At 65.8% G+C, this 23,305-nt stretch carries 14 protein-coding genes; 7 read left to right on the top strand and 7 right to left on the bottom strand.

The features are described 5' to 3' along the window. Positions 1-14 precede the first annotated feature (14 nt). The 4 genes from PX52LOC_RS02425 to PX52LOC_RS02410 form a co-directional block, all read right to left on the bottom strand. Positions 15-644, bottom strand: coding sequence for a DUF3618 domain-containing protein (locus PX52LOC_RS02425; protein WP_149108586.1), 630 nt, complete (start codon positions 642-644; stop codon positions 15-17). Continuing rightward, complete coding sequence (locus PX52LOC_RS02420; protein ID WP_149108585.1) at positions 629-1,060, bottom strand: phage holin family protein; 432 nt, start codon at positions 1,058-1,060, stop codon at positions 629-631. Before PX52LOC_RS02420 ends, PX52LOC_RS02425 begins: the two co-directional genes overlap by 16 nt. Positions 1,061-1,261: 201 nt before the next feature. Further along, a complete protein-coding gene (locus PX52LOC_RS41865) occupies positions 1,262-1,618 on the bottom strand; it encodes a DUF2171 domain-containing protein (RefSeq protein WP_218575268.1) in 357 nt (118 codons plus the stop codon). Positions 1,619-1,776: 158 nt separating this feature from the next. Continuing rightward, positions 1,777-2,403, bottom strand: coding sequence for a sigma-70 family RNA polymerase sigma factor (locus tag PX52LOC_RS02410; protein ID WP_149108584.1), 627 nt, complete (start codon positions 2,401-2,403; stop codon positions 1,777-1,779). A gap of 79 nt (positions 2,404-2,482) precedes the next feature. On the opposite strand from PX52LOC_RS02410, the gene PX52LOC_RS02405 reads away from it, so the two are divergent. Beyond that, positions 2,483-3,034, top strand: coding sequence for a 3-keto-disaccharide hydrolase (locus tag PX52LOC_RS02405; RefSeq protein WP_149108583.1), 552 nt, complete (start codon positions 2,483-2,485; stop codon positions 3,032-3,034). Between the two features lie 30 nt (positions 3,035-3,064). Then, positions 3,065-3,229, top strand: a complete 165-nt coding sequence (locus PX52LOC_RS02400) for a lmo0937 family membrane protein (protein WP_149108582.1) — start codon at positions 3,065-3,067, stop codon at positions 3,227-3,229. Positions 3,230-3,236: 7 nt separating this feature from the next. Here the strand turns inward: PX52LOC_RS02400 and PX52LOC_RS02395 are convergent, their stop codons facing one another. Next, positions 3,237-4,013, bottom strand: a complete 777-nt coding sequence (locus PX52LOC_RS02395) for a type VI secretion system accessory protein TagJ (protein WP_168218766.1) — start codon at positions 4,011-4,013, stop codon at positions 3,237-3,239. Positions 4,014-4,453: 440 nt separating this feature from the next. Here PX52LOC_RS02395 and PX52LOC_RS02390 point away from each other — a divergent pair, with 440 nt between their 5' ends. Beyond that, entirely contained in the window at positions 4,454-12,082 is a 7,629-nt protein-coding gene (locus tag PX52LOC_RS02390) for an IPT/TIG domain-containing protein (protein WP_149108580.1), read from the top strand. A 149-nt stretch (positions 12,083-12,231) separates the two neighbouring features. On the opposite strand, the gene PX52LOC_RS02385 is transcribed toward PX52LOC_RS02390, so the two are convergent. Together PX52LOC_RS02385 and PX52LOC_RS02380 are read right to left on the bottom strand one after the other, a co-directional pair. Continuing rightward, a complete protein-coding gene (locus tag PX52LOC_RS02385) occupies positions 12,232-15,801 on the bottom strand; it encodes a tubulin-like doman-containing protein (RefSeq protein WP_149108579.1) in 3,570 nt (1,189 codons plus the stop codon). A gap of 122 nt (positions 15,802-15,923) precedes the next feature. Next, positions 15,924-19,586, bottom strand: a complete 3,663-nt coding sequence (locus PX52LOC_RS02380) for a tubulin-like doman-containing protein (RefSeq protein ID WP_149108578.1) — start codon at positions 19,584-19,586, stop codon at positions 15,924-15,926. A 183-nt stretch (positions 19,587-19,769) separates the two neighbouring features. Between PX52LOC_RS02380 and PX52LOC_RS02375 the strand changes: the two genes are divergently transcribed. The 4 genes from PX52LOC_RS02375 (at position 19,770) to PX52LOC_RS02360 (ending at position 23,268) form a co-directional block, all read left to right on the top strand. Further along, complete coding sequence (locus PX52LOC_RS02375) at positions 19,770-20,228, top strand: ASCH domain-containing protein (protein ID WP_149108577.1); 459 nt, start codon at positions 19,770-19,772, stop codon at positions 20,226-20,228. After that, a complete protein-coding gene (locus PX52LOC_RS02370; RefSeq protein ID WP_149108576.1) occupies positions 20,225-20,929 on the top strand; it encodes a (5-formylfuran-3-yl)methyl phosphate synthase in 705 nt (234 codons plus the stop codon). The genes PX52LOC_RS02375 and PX52LOC_RS02370 overlap by 4 nt, the downstream gene beginning before the upstream one ends. A 105-nt stretch (positions 20,930-21,034) precedes the next feature. Next, positions 21,035-21,742 (top strand): ABC transporter ATP-binding protein, encoded by a 708-nt coding sequence (locus PX52LOC_RS02365; RefSeq protein ID WP_149108575.1) that lies wholly within the window; start codon positions 21,035-21,037, stop codon positions 21,740-21,742. Between the two features lie 26 nt (positions 21,743-21,768). After that, on the top strand, positions 21,769-23,268 hold the full coding sequence (locus tag PX52LOC_RS02360; protein WP_149108574.1) for an ABC transporter permease: 1,500 nt from the start codon (positions 21,769-21,771) through the stop codon (positions 23,266-23,268). The last annotated feature ends 37 nt before the right edge of the window (positions 23,269-23,305 follow it).

Genomic DNA, 23,305 nt, shown 5'->3' with positions numbered 1-23,305 from the left:
TCTCCTAAGGAATGTTAAACATGGTTTTTCAAGCGGTTCACAACGCCGGTGGTCCCGGACTCGACGGTCGTCTTGATGAGGTTCGGGACTTCCGTGTGGATGTTCTCGCGGAGCGATTCGGAAGCCGTCTTCCACGCTTCCTCGGCCAACTGGGTCAGCTCCTGGCGGATGTGATTCCACACGCCGTCGAGTAGGCCCGGTTCGCGGGGCGGGGGCGGGCTGGACGGCACCGGGTCGGCGAACCGTTGGGCCGCCGGGGTCATCTCGGCGGTGGCACTCGGGGGCCGTCGGCCGAAGGCGAAGAGGCCCGCAATGACGCCCGCCGCCGTCGCCGCGAGGACCGATTCCCAGGGGTTGTCGCGAATCTTCTTGCTGAAGTCCAACTGCTCTTTCACCGCATCGCCCACCGAGGTAAGCGACTCCTTGACCGTGTCGCTAATCGCCCCGGGGCCGGTCGTGACCATCTCCTTGACCGCTTCGACCGTGCCCGAGATCGTGTCGGCAGCCGTCTGGACGGTGCTCATCACCTGGGTTTCCAGGGCCGCGACTTTCTCCGAGATGGCCTCGCGTGTCTGGGCCATTTCCCGTTCAATCTCCTCCGGCGTTCGCTCAGGAGGGGTCAGGGGGTCTATTTTTTGTTCCATGTCAGATTCTCCTTCACAGCCGTGAGAGCTTTATCGGGCAGGGGGTTGAAGCTTTTCAGAATGCGGTCGCTCGCCAGTGCCAGGGCCGCCCCAATCCCCAGAAAGACCAAACTGATGATGCCCCACGACACCCACATCGACAGGTGGAATTGCTCGTGAAGCAGGTAGGCGACGGCCGTCACCAAGCCGAGTGCACCGACGATCAAGCAGGCCATGCCCATGCCGCCGTACTGAGCGGCCTGAACGGACTTCTTGAAGTCCTCGCGGACTTCGCTCTTGAACATCTCCATCTGTTGACGGGCTAGCGTCTTGCCGTCGTCGAGGATCCCGGTGATGAGGCTCGTAATTGTGCCGGTGTTCTCGCCGGCCGCCGGATTGGGCGTTTTCGTTTCAGGCGTATCCATGGTGGCTGGCATCTCGAAGTCCTCCGCGAAGATGCGGAACAACCGAGCAACCGATGTGCCAAACGCGGTTGGCGCGTTGATTCCCCCGACCGGGCGGGATTTTCAGCCCAGAGATGGCCGGCCTGATCGCGGCGGCGCTGATACGACCGACACCAATGAAGAAACCGCCTCGCGGCGGCTTCAGTTGGGAAGTCGAATGCTCAAATCGCCGATTCAGATGGCATGCTCTTTCGTGTCACTGACGGGTTGCCAGTTCTGGCCAACATCGGCCCAACTTCGGGTCAGGTGGACTTGGTCATCGACCCGTTCGACCCACCCGACCGGGATGAAGTGATGGCAGCCGTCGAGGCTCTCCCGCCGCGCGAGTTGGATCGACGTGCCGTCGAGGCGGTCGACGACGCCGACGCGCTGGCCGCAGGCGGAGATCACATCCATCCCCGGGCGAATCCCCGAAACGCCGAAGTCCGGCCCGGTACTCGGTTCGCCGAGACCGGTCGTCTGCTTCAGGAAATCGAAAGCACTTTCGGCCGTTACCGCCACCGCCAGATACGCATTTGCCAGCACGGACATGAGCGACCTCCGAGAAGAAGAGTGACGCTCACGGTGACAGCAGGCGGAGTGCCGCTTGGAAGAGAGTGACCGGGGGAAGTCCGCGATTCCGCCGGCGAAGGAACGGACGGCAACGGTTCGCCGGGCGAGCGGGGATGACTCGATTTTGCCGTTGAAATCTACCCTTGCGACTCGGGCACTAACACGGCCTTCAGTCGGCGGACCGCCCGCAGGTAGCGCATGCTCGCGGCCGCCTCGGTCAGTTTCAGGGCGGCCGCGACTTCTTGGTTCGACAGCAGTTCGTGGTGCCGCATCAGGATCATTTCGCGGTCGTCGTCGTCGAGCGCGTTCACGGCGTCGGCCAACTTCCGCTGCAACTCCTTTTGAATCGCTTCGCTGGCCGGCGTGCGCTCCAGATCGACGAACTGCTGGGCGAGCGAGGCCGATGATTCGTCCGTCCACGCGGGCCGGTCGAGGGCTTGCTCCTTGTCGATGCTCCGCCGTTGGGCCAGGCGGTGTCGGCGGTGCGTGTCGATGATGCGATCTTGTGCGAGGTGCCGCAGCCAGAGGTGGAACGGCATGTCGGGCTTCTTCAAGTACTCGGTCAGCCGTTGATTGGCTTCGAGGAGCACGTCCTGCACGATGTCGGAAGCGTCCACCCGCTTCGCGAGGGCCGGGTCGAGTCGCAGGCCGATCATGCGGCGGAGCGGCTCGCGGAACTCGCCGAGGAGGGCGTCGGTCGCGCCGGCCTCCTTCTTTTCCGCGTCGGCGAGGAGCTTGTCGGTCTGTTCGGGGGTGGGCCACATGAAGAGATTGTAGCTGGAAACCGCGGGCGATCATGGTACGCTGGCGGCATTCCTCGGTCCCCTCTCCCCCGGAGGCGTCATGACCCTCGTCCGGCTCGCGGCATTCCTCGTTGGCGTCTCGCTGCTCCTTTCGCCGACACGAGGCGACGACTTCAAGCCCGACGCCGGCTTCACCGCCCTCTTCAACGGCAAGGACCTCACCGGCTGGAAGAAGACGAAGGGCGGCGACTCGCTCGACGGCAAGGCGGAAGCCTACGATAAGCGGTTCACCGTCGCCGACGGAACGCTGGTCATCGACCCGAAGGTGAAGGGCGACGTTCACATCGAGACGCAGAAGGTGCTGCCGAAGGACGTTCACATCCGGTTCGAGTTCAAGGCCGACGCGAAGTGCAACAACGACCTGTTCCTGCACGGCACCAAGTTCGACATCTCGAAGGCGAACGTCAAAGAATTGAAGGAAGACACCTGGCAGACGCTCGACGTGATCGTCAAGGCGAACAAGGCCGAGTTCAAGCTCGACGGCGCGATGGTCAAGACCATCGCCACAAAGGGGGAGCCGACGTCGTTCCGCATCCGGGCCGAGTTCGGCGGACTTGTGGTCCGTAAGTTGCAGATGATCGAAGTGAAGTAACTGATCGAACCCCTCGCAGGGAGCCGTCTCGTGCCCCGTTACACGCTCGAAAGCATCATCATTCTGCTCGTCGTGATCTGGCTCCTCGGCTGGCTCGTCGTGCCGGTCGCGGGCGGCCTCGTCCACCTTCTTCTTGTTATCGTGCTCATCGTGGTGTTGCTGCGCGTCCTCCAAGGGCGGTCGCCGTTGCCGTAGGCCGCTGTCAGGCCCACGCTTTCAGATCGAGCTGTCGAATCTCGCCGAGTGCCAGTTCTTCCTCGCCGGCGAGCATCAGCTTCCCGCCGACGCAGCGGGTGGGTCCGCCGTCGGGGTTGACGTGGTCCGTCTCCGTACCCAGCAAGAAGACGTCTGCTGAATCGGAGTGCGGGTACACCAGTGGCAACACGGCCGCACACTCGCGGTGGTCGGCGAATCGGATGCGGGCGGGGCGGTAGGCGTTCTCCAATAGCCGCGTCGATGGCGCGAGCGTGACGCGGCTCAGTTGCTCGAACGGCAGCCAAACGTACCGGCCGCCGATGAACGCTTCCAGGACCGACGCGAACCGATCATCGGCGTCCCGCAGGCCGTCAAACGGGCGGCCGTCGAGGTGGCCCAGAAGGTGCGGCGACTTGTGATCGGCCCGGTCGATCCAGTCGATCGCTTCCTCACCGCGACTTTGCCGGATCGCCCGAACGGCCTGCCATCGACGGCGGGCGTGTCCCGGCACCTCCGCGGCGAAGGCCGGACGCCGACCCTGTGTGCGGGCGTGGGCGCACCGCACGACCCGGCGATACCACTTTCGGGCCGCCGGCCAACTCGGATCGGGCGAGTGAATTCCCAACAGGGTCGCCCACGCCTCGCGGAAGCGGTTCGCGACGAGTTGCAATTCGAACAGGAATAGCAAAGCCGCGGCGTCGTTCGGCCGACCGGCCACGACGGCTTCCTGGAGGGCGAGCGCGTCCCCGAGGCGAGATTCGGCGAGTGCGGTTTGTGGTGTCATGAGTCCAGGCATTCTAGAAGGGGTGCGGCCGAGTTTCGCGGCCGATCGACCTTCAATGAAACTGGGTAAAATCCGGGCGGCGTCGAATGGGGGACGCGCCCGGACCGGCGGGACCGGGGCAACCGTGCCGAGAGTCCCATCTGGTGCGGTTGTGCCGGCGAGCGCAACTCCTTCGGCGTGAGCGCGGCGGCCGGAATTTCCTGACCCCCGCACTGATTCTGGCCAGGGATTCCCACTGACATCGGCTAAAGTTGCGTGGATGGCGTCCTGTACCGGGATCGTCGGCGTTGCGCATTGGGCGCGGCCGGCGAGCGAGAGCCACGGTCGGCAAAAATTCGGATCGGCCGGGAAAAACTGTTCCGGCTGGTCGCCCGTCTAACACTCGACGGCCCACGCCGGACATAACTTACATCAGCACCGTAGTTTTTGAGGATCGAACCATGGCTTCTCGGTTCGCTCGGTTCCGTGGATTGACCCGCCGCCCACTCACCTCGGACGCCCTCAAGGCGCGGGCCGAGCACCGGATGCGCGTCATCCCCGAGTTCGTGCAGCTGGAAGATCGCTCCACGCCGGCGACGTTCGTCGTGACGAACATTCAGGACAGCGTCGTCGACTCGGCCGCCGGGCTGTCGCTGCGGCAGGCGATGCTCGCGGCGAACGCCAACCCCGGCCACGACGACATCGTATTCAACATCCCGATCAGCCCGTCGCTGCCGACCCTGCCGAACGACGCGACAATCCAGTATTTCCCGATCATCTTGGCGACCACGCTGCCGGACCTCACCGACCCGCAAGGTGTGACGATCGACGCGACCACGCAACCGCGGGTCGACATCGCCAGTACCCGCCCACTCGTGCAACTGCTGCCGAACCCGAACCCGGGGGCGTTCCCGAACAATATCGGGGCGTTCAACATTACGGGTGAGAACAACGTCATCCGTGGATTCGTCATCACCGGCTTCCCCGGTTCGGCAATTAACCTCGTCGGCCCCACCGCGACGGGGAACATGGTTCTCGGTAACTGGATCAACACCGACATCACTGGCCTGCAGAGCTGGAATCAGGACCCCATCATCCTCCAGGCGCGGCCGACGGGCACGCCCGCCGAGCTGACTAACGCCGGGCCGACGCCGGGCACGACGCAGGCGAGTGACACGAAGTTCGTTATCTCCGGCATCAGCATCGTCGGCGGTGCAAGCAACAACATTATTGGCGGGACGACGGACGCCGCCGGCAACCCACTAATCGACGGCGGCGGTCAACTGATCGGCGTCGGCGGGTCGATTGTCCGGTTCAACGGCTCGAACCCGGCCGGCGGTATCCCGGTGACGGCCGACATCAACCGCAACATCATCTCCGGCACGCCGGAGTTCCGCAAGGACTTCCTCCGCGCGCCGGATGGGGGGGTGCGGGAGCGTGACGCCGTGGCCGTCACGGTGAACGGTGTGGACGACCTGGGTACGGGGCCAGCCGTCGGTCCCGGCATCCGGATCATGGACGTCGGGACGCGGGGCAACCTGATTCAATCGAACTACATCGGCACCGACATCACCGGGCAGGCCGCGATTCCCAACCAGAACGGCATCGAAATCTTCAACGGGGCGACTAGCAACCTCATCGGCAATCCCGTCACGCCGGCCAGCGACAACTTGATCCGGTTTAACACCCACGACGGTGTGCGGATCGGCGACACGCCGAACCCGTCGAAGATCGCCCCGCGGACCGGTTTACCGTCCCCGACGGGTGAGTTCGGCGACACCCAGGTGCCGGTGTTCTACGACAGCTATTCGCCGAACTACTTCGTCGGCGCGGCGGCGGACAACAGCGGTCTGAGTATCGTCGATCTCGGCGCGACGCCGCCGCGGCGGAACGCCAACCCCGGCAATCTGTCGAGCATTGCGAACATCGACCCCGACGATTATGGCCCCGACCCGACGACCAGTCGTGGGGCGCAGGTGCAGATCGGTACCGTCCTCACCCTGCGGGGAACGAACCTCCTCGGAACGACCTCCGTTACGTTTTTCTCCGCCGAGGACGGATCGTCGGTCGTGCAGGGCCGGTTCAAGGTCATTGACGACTCGACGGTGCAAGTGACCGTCCCGGAAGGGGCGGTCACGGGGAACATTCAACTCAGTTCCGCCGGCGGCGTCTTCCCGGGCGTGGGGCAAACGGCCCAGCGGGTCGTCATCCTGCCGGCCCCGCGGCCGACCCTGGACATCGTCTCGAACTTCTTCCCGAGTTCCGGCGTCCCCGGTCAGACGGTCACGATCAACGGGTCGAACTTCGGCGGTACCCTACAAGTGCTCTTCGGCGGCCTGCCGGCGAGCAAATTCAGCGTGCTCGACGCGGGCACGTCCGCGGAGCGGATCGAGGCGGTCGTCCCGGTCGGGGCGGCCACAGGGCCCATCACCGTTCAGAACCCGGCCGGTGCGGACGTGACCACCCGCCCGTTCATCGTCAACTCCGAACCGCCGCCGACGATTGACCCGTTCCTGACCGACACGGCGGTACCGGGACAAGAAATCATCCTGACTGGGTCCGGTTTCACGAGCACGTTCCTCGTCCGCTTCGGGGTGGTGAACGGCTCGACGGGGTTCGCGACGGCCGACTTCACGGTGGACAGCCCGACCCAACTCCGCGTCCGCGTGCCGTCCACCGTTCCGGCGTCGCTCGCGTCGATTCAGGTTCAAACGGTCGGCGGGACGGCTACGTCGTCGCAGGCCTTCCGCGTTGTGACGCCCGGTACGCCGACCGTGTCCGGCATTTCGACCACCCAGGGCGTGATCGGGACGACGGTCCTCGTCAGCGGGACGAACCTCCGCTCGACAAGTCAGGTGTTCGTCTCCGGCGTGTCCGCGAACTTCACCGTCATCGACGACAACAACATCTCCGTCGTAATCCCGCAGGTCGCGCTCGGGTCGTACCCGATCGTGGTCCAGTCGCTCGGCGGGTCGGCCGCGTCGGCGAACTTCCAGGTCACGGCCTCCCCGGCCCCGACGGTGAACCCGATCCCCGGGGCCTTCCGTAACAGCCAACTCGTCATCACCGGCACGAATCTGCTCGGGACGAGCAAGATCCTGTTCGGCGACGCGCGGGACGGGTTCGGCGTGCCGGTCACCAGCTTCACGGTCCTGTCGAACACGCAGGTTCGCATCACGGTCCCGGTGGGCGCGGCGAACGGCCCGTTCTTCCTGACGACGCCGGGCGGCCAGGCGACTAACACGGCAGTCATTCTCAACAGCTCGACGCCGGCCATCGGAATGGGGGCGTTGCCGAATCCCGTGTCCGGCGTCGTCGGCAGCGTCGTCACCTTGACCGGGTCCGGCCTGAGTGGTACCCAGGACGTCATTTTCACCGACACCAACGGCAACCCGCTGCCGGCGAACTCGTTCACCGTCGTGAACGACTCGCAGATCACGGCCATCGTCCCCCTCGGGGCCGGCACCGGGCCGATCACGATTCAGACCGTCGCCCGCAGTGCAGCCAACGGTGGCGTCCGGCAGCAAGTGACTTCGCTGCCGTACACCGTCGTCGCCTCGCCCGGGCCGATCGTCGATTTGGTCTCGACCCTCAACGGGCCGGCCGGCACGCTCGTCACGCTCACGGGGAGCGGGTTCACTGGGACCACGGCGGTCACCGTCAACGGCGCACCGAGTACGTTCTTCACCGTCCTCAACGACAACCAGATCAAGTTCCGCGTCGGCGGCTTGGCCACCGACGGGACGATTTCGGTCATCGCCCCCGGTGGCGTTGCGACGACGGGCCTGACCGTCGCCGGGGCGCAACCGGCTGCCGGAACTCTCGTGACTGTCACCGGCACCGGGTTCACCGGCGCAACGGGCGTGACGTTCGGCGGCGTCGCGATTCCTAGTAACAAGTTGAACATCATCGCCGACACCCGGCTGACGTTCATCGTCCCGGCGGGGGCGGCGGACGGGTCGATCGTTGTGACGAAACCGGCCGGCACGACCGCGGCCGCCGGGTCGATCTTCGACGTAACGGCATCGCCGGTGCCGGTGATTTCGTTCAGCACGCCGGGCACGGTTCGCAACGCCCTCGTGACCATTCAGGGGACGGGTCTGTCCGGCGCGTCGCAGGTTTTGTTCAACGACTTGCCGGCCACCTTTAAGATCGTCTCCGACAACCAGATCGACGCGACCGTTCCTCAGTCGGCCGTCCCCGGGACCATCCGGGTCGTCACCCCTGGCGGAATCGTGATCAGCCCGAACGATTTCCGCATCACGTCGGCCGACCCGCCGCTCTTGCAAGATATTGCCGGCGTCGGCCCGGCTCTCACCGTCCCGGACGTCGGCGTCGTCGGCTCGAAGTTCTTCCTCAACGGCACCGGCTTGGGGGGTATTTTTGCGGTGGAACTCCGGGGGATCGACCCGAAGACGGGTGCATCGACCGGCACCTTCGTTCGCGCCGACCTCGACGAGGCCACGCTCTCGTTCACCATTCCGACGACGGCTACCGGTTTCTACTCAGTCGAAGTCTATTCCAGCAACGACGGACTCGGGGCCGCGGCGAACAGCGGGCTCGGTACACTGTTCGCTGACGGGTCCAGTATTCAGGGCGATTCTTCGGTGCGGGTGGCCACGAACAACATCGGTCAGACCTTCGTGTACGGTGACATCCTACAGATCGTCCCGAACGCGGTGCCGATCGTCGATCGCATCGTTTCGAAGGCCAAGAACCCCGACACCGCGGTCACGAACGACGAAGACCGCCTGCTCCGGGGCGTGCCGATCAGTATCTTCGGGACCGGCTTTACGGGGGCGAGTTCGGTCACGTTCTCGCGAGACCTGGGCAACGGTGCCACGGCAACCCAAACGGTCACGAGTGATTCGTTCGTGGTCGTGTCGGACGAAGAAATCGACCTGAACATCCCCAACAACGGTGCCGTGTTCGGCGGGACCGCTGCCCTGCCGTCGACGAAAGTGACGGTCGCGGTGCCGGGGACGACCGGCTCGCAGGAGGATGTTCGGTTCGACGTGGCCTTGGAGCCGACGCTGAGCTTCACCGCTCCGGACGGGGGCGGTGGCAGTCTGAAGGGCACGGGCTTGCTCCCGGGGAATACGATTCAACTCGTGGCCGCGGCGGGCAGTACGTTCTTCGGGGTGAACAACATCCGCTTTTCGGGCCAGTCGCCGGACGCCAAGGGGGTTCTCCAGGGAATCGGCGGCGGCAACGCCCCGTTCTTCCGCAGCGTGGGCGACCCCAATCCGTTCGTCAACTTCAGCTTCGTGCCGGCCAACCAACTGTTGCCCGGGCAGAGCTTCGGCCAAGTCGTGAATGTTCAAATTCCGACCTCGTTCTCCGCGCTCGCCGGTCCGGTGATGGGGGCGACCAACAAGGTCGGCCTGCTGACGGTGACGGCCGACAACAACGAATCGGGCTTCGGCGTGCAAGGGGCGGGCACGCCGACGATCTCGGAGAACAACTCGCCGACCGTCGGGCGGGTCGTGGGTAGTACGTACAACCGGACCATTACCCTGGTCGCCCCCGTCAGCGGCCCGAGCGTCCGGTCACTTGAGAGCGTGAACAGCGTCACGTTCACCACCGAGACGCCCACAGGGCCGGGTGCGATTACCGTCAGTCGCAACAACATCCAGCTCGTCGGCGAAGACCTCGTTGTCGAACTCCCAACCGGGCCGATCAATCGGGTCGTCACGGGTGGGTTCGTGAACCTTGGCGATCACCTCGGCGACACCACCAACGAGTGGCCGGTCGGGGCGTTTGATGCCACGAGCGCGGACGGTAAGGGAACGTCGACGTTCGCCCGCGCCGCGCAGCCGGTGCCGACGATCTTCGCCTACCTGCCGAGTGCCCGATCGCCTCAGGACAACCGCATTCTCGCCCAGCCGATCTACGAGAACGGGGCGCAAACCGCGGGTGCGGGGACGAACGGCCTCGTTGATAACCAGGCCTTGCAGTTCGCCAACGGCGACCTCGGAATTGACTTCATCACGCGCTCACCAGGCGGGACGACTCTGCTCAGCCGCGTCTTCCGATTCGGCTACCGTCGATTTGACCAAATCCTCCCCGAGAACGTTCTCATCCGGGGCAACCAGGGGCGCGGGGGACTTAACGACGGGCTCGCGAACTCGTTCTCCTCGGCCTCGGGGAGCAACACGTTCAACAACGTGGTCGGCGGCCGGGACTTCGGCCCGAACTTGCTCCAGAACTTCCCGCTGTTGCAGGTCGTGCAGTCGAGCGTGGACCGCACTTCGTTCAACACGGCCCTGATCGCCAAGCCGTTCCGCAACTACCGGATCGACTACTACTACGACCCCGGCTTCGCCGACCAGGATCCGACGGCTCTCCTCACCTCGAACGCCGGCTACGGCGAGGTGTTCCTGGGGTCGAAGATCATCAGCACCGACTTCCAGGGCAACGGTTCGATTCTCTTCTCCGTCGGCATCAAGCAGCCCGACGCGAGCGGGAACGTCACCTTCGCTCCGGGCGAGTTCCAGTTGCCGGGCAACGTCCCCCTCCCGGAGAGTGTCAACACACCGGGGGCCGGCGTGGTGGTGTCGACGGCGACCGACCTGACGCCGACCAACGACTCTGGTCCGTCGGTCGAGAACGGCCCGGACGGCACGTCGCGGTATAGCTTCTTCCGCCGGGTGGACACCTCGACGGGGGCCATTACCGGGCAGGTCATTTTCGACAAGAACAGCAACGGCGTCCTCGACACGAACGAGACTGGCGTGGCCAACGCGACGGTCTCTCTGTTCCTCCAACAAGTGGACGGCAGCTACCCGGCCGTGGCGAACCTGACGGTGACGACCGATTCGAGCGGCCTGTACACCTTCGACCAAAGTTCGAGCACGACGGGCCTCGGGTTGCCGAACGGCACGCACCGAATCGTGGTGACGCTGCCGACGAACAAAGACTTCAAATTCGAAACCCCGGCGAACGGTCAACAGACGCCGACGATTGTCTCGGGCGAAACGGTTTCGAACATCAACTTCTTGGTGAACGGGACCGGTGGGGACATTAATGTGCCCCCGCCGCCCCCGCCGCCCCCGCCGCCCCCGCCGCCCCCACCGCCCCCACCCCCACCCCCGACAACAGGCGGAGGCACCGGGCCGGTTTCGCCGGTCAATCCGATCATCGCGGGGCAAAAGATCCTCGCCATCGGTGCGGACGCGGGCGGTGGGCCACAGGTCAACGTGTACGACCAGGTCGGTACGTTCCTGTACCAGTTCAACGCTTACGACCCGCGGTTCACCGGCGGTGTCCGGGTGGCGACCGGCGACGTGACCGGCGACGGCAAGGCCGACGTAATCACGGCCCCCGGCCCGGGTATGCCCGGGATCATCAAGATCTTCGACGGAACGACGGGCCAGCAACTCAGTCAGTTCCAGCCGTATGAAGACTCGTTCACCGGTGGTGTGTACGTTGCCACTGGCGACCAGGACGGCGACGGCACGCAGGACATCATCACCGGGACCGGCCTCGGTGGTGGCCCGCGGGTGCAAGTGTTCCGCGGCGGGTCGCTGAGCGTGATCGCGAACTTCTTCCCGTACGAGGACACGTTCCGTGGTGGTGTGTTGGTGGCCGCCGGCGATGTGAACGCCGACGGTCGCAGCGACATCGTCACCGGCACGGGCATCGGCGGCGGCCCCCGCGTACAGGTCTTCTCCGGGATTGACCTGTCCCCGTTGGCGAACTACTTCGCCTACGAGAGTACCTTCCGCGGCGGCGTGTTCGCCTCGGTCGGCGACACGACGGGCGACGGGCGGGCGGAGGTCATCACCGGCACCGGCGTCGGCGGCGGCCCGGTCGTCAAGGTGTTCTCCAGTGCGGTCCTGACGGCTTTCGAGCCGAACCCCACACCCATCTCTTCGTTCTTTGCGTTCGACCCCTCGTTCCGGGGCGGCGTGCGAGTCGATTCCCTCGATATCAACAATGATGGCAAGGCCGACATCGTGGTCGGGGGCGGGCCGGGGCTAACGTCGCTGGTCCGGGTGGTGGACGCCACCTCGCAGCAAGACCTCTACCGCGTGCAGGCGTTCGACCCGGCCTTCCTCGGCGGGGTGTTCGTCGGCGGCACGCACTAACGCAGTAAACGGGAATGCGAAAGCCCGCGGAGTGATCCGCGGGCTTTTTTGTTTCCCAAGCGTTCCCGGAGCGACAGCGTACGCCAATTCGCAGCGAGCCTACTGCCTTGTCTGGCCTATTTTCGCCATTCGCAACTCGCCGCTCGTCACTACTCGGCGTCCACGCCGATCCACTGCGTCACGTCCGTGCGGGCGTGCGGTGACGCTTCCGAGAAGCTCGAATACGCCGCCTCCCAGGCTGGGCCGAACTGCGGCAGGACCGCCAACGGCACGTCGGGGTATTCGCGGTAGACGGTCATCTCGTCGGGCGTGTCGGCGAACAGCGTCTTGTCTTCGGACGGGAAGGCGTGGTCGGCCAATTGGCGGAGGTGCTCGCCGGCGGCGGCGGCGGGCGTGCCCAGCACCGTGACCGCGTGGTTCACCCACGGGCCGTTCCCCACGAGCGTCGGCTTCGCCGTGCGGTAGGCGTCGCCGACGGCCTGCGCCGCCTCCGGCTTGCCGCCCCACTTCGCCTTGAACATCCCCGCCAGGTCCACCTCGCCCAACCGGGAGTTCAGGTGCAGCCGGGCCCGCGCGCGGACGAGGTCCAGGATCATCTCCGGCTTGAGTGTCGAGTTCACGCTCGCCTGATAGAGGCCGCCGAAGTGCTCCTCGATGCCGATCTGAACGAGCCGTTCGATTTCCTGTAGGTCGTCGTCGGTCAGCACTTGCAGGTACCGCTGGGCGGCGTCCTCGATCGTCGGGCAGCCCGGCGGCATCAGGTACGAGGCGTCGACAACCGGCGACGGTTGCTCCAGGTCGGTGACGATCAGCTTCTGCACCACCTCGATTCGCTGCCGGCTGGCCGAGATTTGCAGACGCAGTTCTGCGAACGTCAACTTCAGGTGTTCGAACAGCTTCGCGGTCCGGCGGGCGACGCCGGCCTGGAACTGCGAGCCGGGGAAGCTGCGGAACGCCTCGGCGATGTCGTTGGCGGACGGCTTCTTCGCGCCGGACTGCGGGTGGACGTAGGCCATCAGTGGGTCGTACCCGGCCCGGGCGGCGCGGTCCAACCGGTCGGCTTCGGCGTCGCACTCGGCCCGGCAGACTTGCAGGTACGTGAGGATTTGCTGAATCGCCTCCTCCGCGCTCGCCAGGCGGAACCGGGGGTCGTCGATCATCTCGTGGACGGCCGTCGTCAGCATGATGCCGCCGGTGGCGGCCACGTCGTTCGCGGCCGACCGGAGGGCTTCTTCCAGGGCGGTCGGCAACTTCTGGCCGGTCGGGTGGCCGATCGCCTTGCCGAGTTGGTCGAGGACGCCGATGACCTTGTTCACGTCCGGCGTGCGGGCCATCCAACCCTTCGGCGTGACCGGGTCTACGATCTTCGCGATGACGGTCGGGATCGGCTCCTGGAAGATCGCCGCCGCCGCCTTGTGCAGGGCGGTCTGCACCGCGTCCTTCGACAGGCCGGCCGCGTTCATCTTCTCCGACACCCACGCCGGGATCAGGTGGCGGGCGCGGGTGATGTCGGGCGACACCCAGTGCGTGAGCAGCACGCCGGTCAGCACGCGGGCGGTGCGGTCCACGATCGCGCCGCGCGGCCACGAGAACCGCGACCGGCCGAACGTCCGCACCGTGATGCCGAGGGCCGACAGCGAGCGGGGCCGGGCCGCGTCAGCCATCCGGCCGACGGGCGTGAACAGGTCGTACCGGACGCGGGCGACGGCCGTGGCGATCGGGTCGTTCGCGAGCGTCGTCGTGGCCGGCTTCGGCATGACGCGGGAGGAGGAGAGCGCTTTAATGTCCGAACTGGTGCGGCGAGCCATCTTGGAGGTCGCCACGGCACTCGAGTTCGTCCCCGCCGGCGTGTTGACCGTCTCCAGCGGGGCGGGAAGGATGTACGTCGCCGTGAAGGGGGCGTCCGCGTCGCGGACCCCGCCGGACCGCTCGTCGTAAAACGCCTGGAAGATGGTGCCCGGGCGGCTGTAGTGGTTCAGTTCCGTCAGGGCCGCGCAGACGTTCGCCCGGACCAGCGGTGGCACCGATTCCGTGGGGCCGTCCGGCGGGACGAAGAACAGGCCGACCACGTCGGGCTTCGCGTAGCCCATCTTCTTCAGCCGGTGGCGGACGGTGTAGGCCACGTCGAGGAACATGCCGCCGGTCCCGCCGGCGAGGGCCGCCACCACGTACACCCGCGGCCGGTTCGTGCGGAGTTCCAGGCCGGTGTGTTCGAGCGAGGCCGTCAGCGCGTCCGGGTCGAGGATCGCTTCCAGGTCGTAGGTGATCTTCTGGCTCAGCGAGCGGAAGTGGTCGAAGAACGCCAGCCGGCCGAACGGCCGGTAGCCCATCGTGACCGGCGTCCGGGGGAGCTTGTTCAGCAGTTGCGTGTCGAACCACCCCTCGGTGATCGCGTGGCCGGACAGGCGCGGCTTCATGTAGTGCGTCGGCCGGTTGAGCCGCGTGGGGAAAATCTGCTCGGCCGGGAGTGCCGCCAGCCGCTCCCACGGCTTGTCGTGGCCACCCAGTTCGGCGGCCTGCGGGTCGGTGTCGAGGTACAGCGTGCGGATGGCCGCGATGGCGTCCGGGTTGCCGTAGTGGTCGGCAATGTCGGCCCGGAACCGCTGCAACACCTGCCGACCGCTCGCCCCGATGCCGATGAGCAGCGTCGGTTGGAGTGACCCGTCGCCCGTTAGCTCGGGCGGCGCGAGCCGCGGCGGGTCAGCATCGGGCGTGCCGGCTGGCAGCGGCGTGTCGGTCTTGATGCTCACGAGGTCGACCGGCATCGCGAGCGAAGACCCGACCGAGGTGGCGTCCCAACTCACCGCGTCCGACCGCTCGGAACTGCCGAGCAGCGGGGCGGCGACGGACGGCCGGTCGGCCGCGGAGAGGACGATGCTCGTCGGCGGGGGCGTGGTGACGCCGGCCCGCAGTGCCCGCACGAAATCCATGCACGTCGCAAACCGCTCTTCCGACTTCTTCGCCAGGGCTCGCCGCAGGGCCGGGCGGTCGGCCTCCGGCGAGGGGTTCAGGTTCGGCGGGGCCGCGAGATGCTGCATGAGCAGTTGGTTCATGCTCGTGCCGTCGAACGGCCGGTTGCCGGTGAGCAACTCTTGATAGACGCACGCGAGGCTGTACTGGTCGCACGCGCGGGTGACGATGCCGTCGAACGTCTCGGGGGCGGCGTACACCGGCGTGATGCCGCCGGTGACTTGGGCGGCCAACCCCTGCAAGTCCTTCACCTGGCCGAAGTCGCCGACCTTGACGTGGTTCCACTGGAGGAAGATGTTCTGCGGCTTCACGTCCAGGTGCAGCAGGCCGTGCTCGCCGTTCATCAGGTCGAGGACTTCCGCGGCCTCCTGCATGTAGACCATCAGTTCGTCGCGCGGGATGCCGATCAGCCCCTTCTGGCGGTAGACCCGGAAGCGGTCCCACAGGTTGCAGTCGGCGAGTTCCATCACGATCAGCAGTCGGCCTTCAACAATGTCGTAGCGGTCGAGGGCCAACAGATACGGGTGGCGGACCTGCTTGACCCGCTCCATCGACTTCAACTCTTGCTCCGCGTAGCGGACGAGGTCGTTGTCCTTGCTGCGGAGGTCGCCGTGGATGATCTTGATGGCCTTGTAGATGCCGCCGGGGGCGATGCACTTCCAGACCTCGCCGAAGCCGCCGCTGCCGAGGCGGTCGAGCATCCGGTAGCCGGGGATGGGTTCGGCGTTGGCTTCGAAGTGGACGGCCATGGCGATCTCTACAGAAGCAGAACCGGCGGCCCGGCGAAGGGCGGTGGTTCGGGGGTGAATCCGGGTGTTCGTGCGGTTCGCAGTTCGACGGAGCCGCGGGCCTCGGCCTGCGGGCCCCGTCACTACGTCGGGACACTTTCCTGGGGCGACCAGGGAAGGTCCGTGCGCGTGTGCGGGTTAATTTCAGTGGCGAGTTGCTGCTGGTACGCCTCGCGGCCGTACGCGGCCAGTTGCGGCAGTTCGGCCAGGGGCAACAGTGGGTACTCGCGCACGAAGACGATGTCGTCCGGCAGCGGTGCCGGGATGAAGCCGATGCCGGGCAGCAGCGATTCCACCGTCTGGCGGAATCGGTCGCCGTCGGGGCCGAGCGGGACGGCCAGGATGGTCGCCTCCATCTGCGGTTTGCCGGAAATGCTCGTCAGGTCCGGGGCCGACTCCTCGAAGGAGTTCACGAGCATCTTCGGCGTGTTCGGGGCCGTCTCGGCACGGTAGCGGAAGAAGACCGCTGCGGGGTCGGACTTCTCCAGGCGCTCGTCGAGGAACTCTCGGGCCATCGTCGCGAGGAGGGTCAGGAAGCTCGGCGTGTTTTGCGGCTTCACGCACACGCCGACGAGGCTCCGGTACCGCGTTTCGATTTCCTTCTGGAGCCGGGCGTCGAGGTCGACGATGTCCTGCGGCGGCAGCGCCCCCAGAAACAAGTCGGCTGCCCCGTCCAGGCCTTCCACGCCGTGCGGGAGGATCATCCGCCCCGGGCCGGTCGGGAACACTTTCGCCGCTTCGCCGGGCGGCGCGATCAGGGCCATGATCTCGGTCAACCGCTGGCGGCAGAGCGCGATCTCGCGGACGAACTCCGGCGTCGAGGCTAACAGGCGGCGGTAGATCGACAGCGTTGTGTCGAGGACGTGCAGCTTCAGCCGCTTGTTCGGGTAGTGCTCCATCAGGTCGAGCAGCTCGCCCGTCACCGCGGCCTTGCGGGGGCCGATCACGCCCAGCGTGCGGCCGGTGTCGAGGCCGTTCATCACGTTCGCGAGGCGGCCGTACGTGTCGTACACGTCGGTTCGCATCTGCGCCCGGACCCCCTCCAACCCGGAGATGATCCGCTTGAGGCGGGCGAGGATCTGGTTGAGGACTTCTTCGGCCCCCGAGAGCCGGTATTGCGGTTGCTCGATGAACGCCACGGCCATCGCCGAGAGGTGGCCCTCGACTTCGGCCACCACCTTCTTGTGCCGCTCGTCGAGCACCCGCTGGAGGGACGACGGCTTCTCACCGTCCGCGTCCGGCGTGCCGACGACTTCGAACAACTGCTCGATCACCTCGTAGGCCGCTTCGGTGTCGAGCCGCGGCCCCCCCGGCGTCCGCTGCCGCAGCGGCGAGATGAACGCCTCGAAGACGCGATCCGGCTCTTCCCGCAGGGCGTCGCGGACCGCCTTGTTGAACTCTTCGACCACCACTTCCACGTCGAGGTTCCGCAGCCGCCATTGTTCGTCGAGCCAGTTCTGGATCGGTTCCCGGAGGTGCGACGCTTCCTTCGCGGTCCACCGCTGGATCAGCCGCTGGCCCAACCGCCGGGTCGCGACGGTCACGAGTTCGTGGCGGGGCCAACTGAGGCGGTAGAGGCCGGTGGTCTGCACGACCGGCACGCCGCTCTTGTTAAGGGCGAACGCCTCGGTGCGGATGGAATCCATCACGCGGCCGGTGGCGGTGAACAGCTCGAGGAAGACGGTGCGGGCCACGAGGCCGGCCGTGACCGCCATCTCGGCGGGGTCGTTCCGCTTGGGAAGCTGAATCAGGTTGCAGCGGGTGAACGGCCCGTCGGCGTCCGCGATCGGCGGTTCGCCGGGGCTGAACCGCGCCTGGTAGCGGTGCCGCCCGCCGTGGAAGTACTGCAACTCTTGCAGGGCCGCGTAAGTGTTGCCGAGGGCGGCACCCTTCGCGGTGGTCTTATCGGCCGCCGGCACGAGGAGCACGCCGACGGTTTCCGGCTTCGCGTAGCCGATCTGGCGGAACTCGTTCTTGATGAGGTACGCGAGGTCGAGGAACATGCCGCTGCCGGTCCCGCCCGCGGTGCCCGCGATCACGTAGGCCCGCGCACGGTTCGACCGCAGCCCGAGGTCCGTCCGCGCGACGGCCGTGTTGATGAGACTGTCGGTGACGAACGCTTCCACTTCCTGGCGAATCCGCTGGGTGATGCCACGGTAGTGGTCGACGAGGGCGAGCCGCCCGAAGGCCCGCACGCCGTTGGCCGGGCCGGGGTTCCGGGGTAGTTTGTACAGCGATCCGGCGGGCATCCACTGCTCGACGGACGGCAGCCCGTCGCGTTGCAGGTAGTGCGTCGGGCGGTTCAGCCGGGCGACGAAGATTTCGTTTGCGGGGACCGGCTCGCCGAGGTTCAGATCGCCCGCCAGAGCGGCCGCCTCCGGGTCGGTGTCGATGTACAGGAAGCGGACGTGCGGCAGAGGGTCTGGGCCGAACCGCTCGCGGAGGATTTGCTTGAGTGTCCGCATCGCGACCAAACCCGTGTGACCGACGCAGACGATCAGCGCCGGCACCAGCGCGCCGTCGCCGGAACGCTCTTCGGTTGCCAGCCCGAGGTCGCTCATCTTGGCCGTCTGCACTATCAGCGGGCGGAGTTGGGTCGTGGTCGGTTTGAGGGTGAGGCTGCTCCCGCCGGCGCTGTTCGCCGCTTGTGGCGTCACCAACTTCGGTGTGAGCAGTGGCCACGGCGTGTTGACGTTCGCACCGGGGCCGGGATTCACTCCCATCTGCGAACGGGTCGCCGGGTTGTGCGTTACGCCCGACGGTGTCTTCTGTGCGGTCCGCTCGGCTGAATTCGGCTTCGTCGGTGGGCGGTTGGGATCGGGCACCGCCCGGGCCGAGTCGCCCGCCGTCCCCGCGGGGGTCTGGACAGATTGAGGCTCGTTCGGATGGGTCGCCGCGGTCGAAATGGACGACCCGCCGCCGGCGTTCGCGGCCTTCAGCGCGCGGACCAAGTCCATGCAGGTCGGCCAGCGGTCTTCGGGCAACTTGGCGAGTGACTTGCCGATGATCGGCCGGTCCGCGGGCGGCAGGCTTTCCAGGTCCGGCGTGCCATTGAGGTGCTGCATCACGAGTTGCTTCGTGTTGCTGCCGTTGAACGGCCGCGTGCCGGTGAGCAACTCCTGGAAGACGATCGCGAGGCTGTACTGGTCGGTGTACCGGCTGACCTTCCCCTCGAAGGTTTCCGGCCCGGCGTAGACCGGCGTCACGCCCCCGGTCACGGTCCCCCGGCCGCCCTCGAACGCCTTCGCCAAGCCGAAGTCCGCGACCTTGACGTGGTTGTACATCAGGAACAGGTTCTGCGGCTTCACGTCGAGGTGCTGGAGCTGGTACTTGCTGTTCATCAAGTCCAGGGCTTCGGCCGCTTCCAACAGGTAGCTGATGAGTTCTTCCCGCGGAATCCCCGGCATGCCGAGGCCGCGGCACTCCTTGAAGCGGTCCCACATATTCCGCTCGGCCAACTCCATCACGATGATGAGCTGCCCGTTGACGATCTTCCACTGTTCCAGCGACAGGATGTACGGGTGGCGGATGTTCTTCACCCGCTCCAACGCTTTGAGTTCCTGTTCAGCGGCGCGAATGTTGTCGTCTTCGAGGTCGTTCAGGTCGCCGAAGACGAATTTCATCGCCTTGTGCAACCCGCCGGGCGCTTCGACCCGCCAAACCTCGCCGAAGCCGCCCCGACCCAACCGATCGATGAGCTTGTACCCCGGCAGGGGTTCGTGATTTTGGGTTAAGGGAACCGGCATCGTGACGGCTCGATCCTGAATGAAATAGGCCGACCCGAACGGCGGGCGGGGGAAACAACTACTATCACTTAGCTTAACATCGAGGCTTTGGCAAAATCGCGAGCTTCATCTCATTCCATAAAATCGAATCAGTTCCCGAACACCGCCGAACTTTTGACCGAATCTGAAACTTAGGGCGTCGGAATGCCCCCGCCGTTGCCACCAACCCTGTCTGCGCTCTCCGTCCGCCAGCCGTGGGCGGGTCTAATTATTGCCGGAGTGAAACGAATAGAAGTCAGGAGTTGGCTCACGACCCACCGCGGTCCGTTGTTGATTCACGCTGCGAAGATTCGTGACGAGCGGCCGGAGGTGGAACGCTGGGTGACGCCAGCCCTCCGGCCGATCTGCGCGATCTCGGGCGGTGTGATCGGGCTGGTGGAACTCATAGACTGTCTGGAGTACCGTCGGGCGGCCGAATTCGAAGCGGATCAACTTCTGCACCGGAACGCCCCGGCGTGGTTCCGACCGGGGGCGACGTTCGGCTTTCGCCTGGCCCGGCCGGTGGCGATTCCGTTCCACTCGTGCCCCGGCCAGACGCGATTCTTTAACGTGACGGGCGTCGAGTTGCCCCCGATTATTTTCCCCCCTGAGATGGCACCATGAAGCAAGGAAGCAAGACGAAGTTGCTGGTGAGTGTGCGGTCCCCCGAAGAGGCAGCCGTCGCGCTGAAGGCCGGGGCCGACCTGATCGACGTGAAGGAACCGAGCAAGGGGGCGATGGCCCCGGCCGAAGCGGAAGTCGTGGCGGCCGTCATCGAAACCGTCGCCGGGGCCGTGCCGGTGAGCGCTGCCCTCGGCGAATGGGCCACCAATTCGGTGGTCGAGGCGCACTGGCACCTGCAACTGCCGCTGGACTACATTAAGTGGGGTCTGGCCGGGTACACGCACACGCCGGGGTGGGGCGAAGACTTGCTCGACACCCGCCGTCAGATCAAGCGCGGCACCGAGGTTGTGGCCGTCGCTTACGCCGACCACCTTCGGGCCAAGAGCGTGCCGCCGGAGGAAGTCGCCAAGTTCGCGAAGCGGTATCGGTACAAGGTGTTCCTGCTGGACACCTACGTGAAGGACAAGAAGAACCTGCTGAACTTCCTCGACGCCGATCAGATCGCCGAGTTGGTGACGACGCTGCAAGGCGGCGGCGTGGCCGTGGCTATCGCCGGCTCACTGAAAATCGAGGACTTGAAGAAGCTGAAGGACGTGTCGCCGGACTGGTATGCCGTCCGCGGAGCTGTGTGCGTCGGCGGAGACCGGACCGCCGACCTCGACCCGACCCGGATCAAGAAGTGGAAGGACGCGCTGAAGTGAAGGGGTTCGGAAGATGAAGGGGTGACTTGGTGAGCGGGTGAAAAGGCAGAAACTGGTCTTCCCAACCCCTCACAGTGTCACCCCTTCAATTACCAGAGGGAGTCTATGTCCGCCATCGTCGAAGTCCGCGACCTGTACAAGTCCTTCTCCCGCGGGGACGAGAAGATCGACGTGCTCATGGACCTGACCCTCGACGTGCAGGAAGGGGAGTTCCTCGCGCTCATGGGGCCGTCCGGGTCTGGCAAGACGACGCTGCTGAACCTCATCGCCGGGCTGGACTCGCCGACCGAGGGCACGATCCGCGTCGGCGATCAGATCATCTCCGAGAAGTCCGAGAGTGAACTCGCCCGGTGGCGGACGCGGAACGTCGGCTTCGTCTTCCAGTTCTACAACCTGCTGCCGGTGCTCACGGCCTACGAGAATGTCGAGCTACCGTTGCTCCTGCTGCAACTCAGCAAGGCCCAACGGAAGAAGCAGGTGGAGAACGCCCTGAGCCTCGTCGGCCTCGGCGACCGGATGACGCACCGCCCCGGCCAACTCTCCGGCGGCCAGTGTCAGCGCGTCGGCATCGCTCGGGCTATTGTCACCGACCCGACGATCGTCGTCTGCGACGAACCGACCGGGGCACTCGACGCGAAGTCGGCCAACGACGCCCTGAACCTGCTCGGCCTGCTCCGCAGCGAACTCGGCAAGACGATCCTGATGGTGACGCACGACCCGCACGCGGCCGAACGAGCCCAGCGGATCGTGCAACTGGAAAAGGGCCGCCTCGTCGGCGGGAACCCACTGCCGGCGCTGGCGCGGTTGAACTAACTCGACAAACTCGCGGAGGTTCACCCATGTTCCCCAACGCGGCCCAGTACGGGCAGTCGGCCCCGGTCGAGACGTCGCTGATCGAACTCGCCCTCTACGGCACCGTCGCGCTCATCGGCGCCATCTTCTTCCTGACGATTCTCGCCATCATCACGCTGCCGCTGTTCTTCGGCGCGATGTACCTGATGGAACTCGTCATCCGCGGGTTCCAGAATCTCGTCGACCCGGTCGGCAAGTACGCCAAGCTCGCCGGCCTCGTCTTCCGCAGCCTGCGGCGAAACCTCCTGCGCACGGCCCTCACGTACATCGCCCTGTTCGTCCTCACCGGCATGTTGACGATGCTCTACGGCGTCATCACGACCATCGGGAAGATGACGACCGACCAGGAGAACTCGCAACTCGTCATCATGTCCGAGAAGTTCGGCATCCCGAGCATGATGAAGCCGGGGTACGCGGCGAACCTCAAGGGGCTGATGCGGGACAAGCTGCCGAAGGAGATGCAGCCGGCCGACATCGACCAGAACTTCATGACGTGGTCGTTCGTCGGGGGCACGCTCGACCCGGCCAAGATGACGCAGGAGAACAGCCTGTTCCTGTTCGCCCTCGACCCGGACGCCGTCACCAACGGCATGATGAAGGAGCAAGGGCTGAACCCCGAAGACCTCGGCGAAGACGGTTGGGCGGAGATGATGAGGATCATCGACCTTGTGAAGCAGGACAAGCGGAACATCGTGGTCGGGGCCGATCGGTTGGAGAAGATCGGCAAGAAGGTCGGCGACGAGATGAAGCTGTTCGGCACGAACTACAAGGACATCGAGTTCGAGTGCAAGATCGTTGGGGCGTTCCCGCCCGGCAGCCGGATGGGGATGAACGCCGCCATGCGGTTCGACTACCTGATCGCGAAGCTCGACGACTACAGGGCCCGCACCGGCAAGGACCACCCCGTCGCCGACCGCTGCCTGAACCTCGTCTGGGTGCGGATGCCGAACAAGGCCGCGTACCAACAGCTCGCCGCCGTCGTCGCGGAACCGTCGTCGTTCTCGAACCCGGCGACCAAGATGGAGACGTTCTCGGCCGCCATCGGCTCGTTCCTGGAGCCGTTCAAGGACATCTTCTGGGGGCTGAAGGTTCTCATCATGCCGGCCATCGTGGTCATCATGTGCCTTGTCATCGGCATCACCATCACCATCGGCGTCCGCGAGCGGTGGACCGAGATGGCGGTGATGAAGGTGATGGGCTTCCAGCCGTGGCAGATCATGACGATGATCGTCAGCGAGGCCATGCTCATCGGCACGTTCGGCGGGATGCTCAGCACGTGGGCGGTGTACTTCCTGCCGATGGCGATTCGCAGTATCACGAAGGCGATCGGCGTGAAGTTCGCGTTCTTCGACACGTTCCACTCGCCGTGGGAGATCGTGCTCTACGGCCCCCTACTCGGCATCCTCGTCGGCCTGATCGGGTCCGCCCTGCCGGCGTGGAACGCGCGCAAGGTGAAGGTGTCCGAGGTGTTCGCGACGGTGGCGTAACGATTGGCGAGCGGGGGGCGTCAGCCCCCTGATTCTC

Origin of the sequence: Limnoglobus roseus (assembly GCF_008254045.1) — a bacterium.
Lineage (GTDB): Bacteria > Planctomycetota > Planctomycetia > Gemmatales > Gemmataceae > Limnoglobus > Limnoglobus roseus.
The sequence above is the reverse complement of the archived record's forward strand: the minus strand, read 5'-3'. Positions and strand labels throughout refer to the sequence as shown.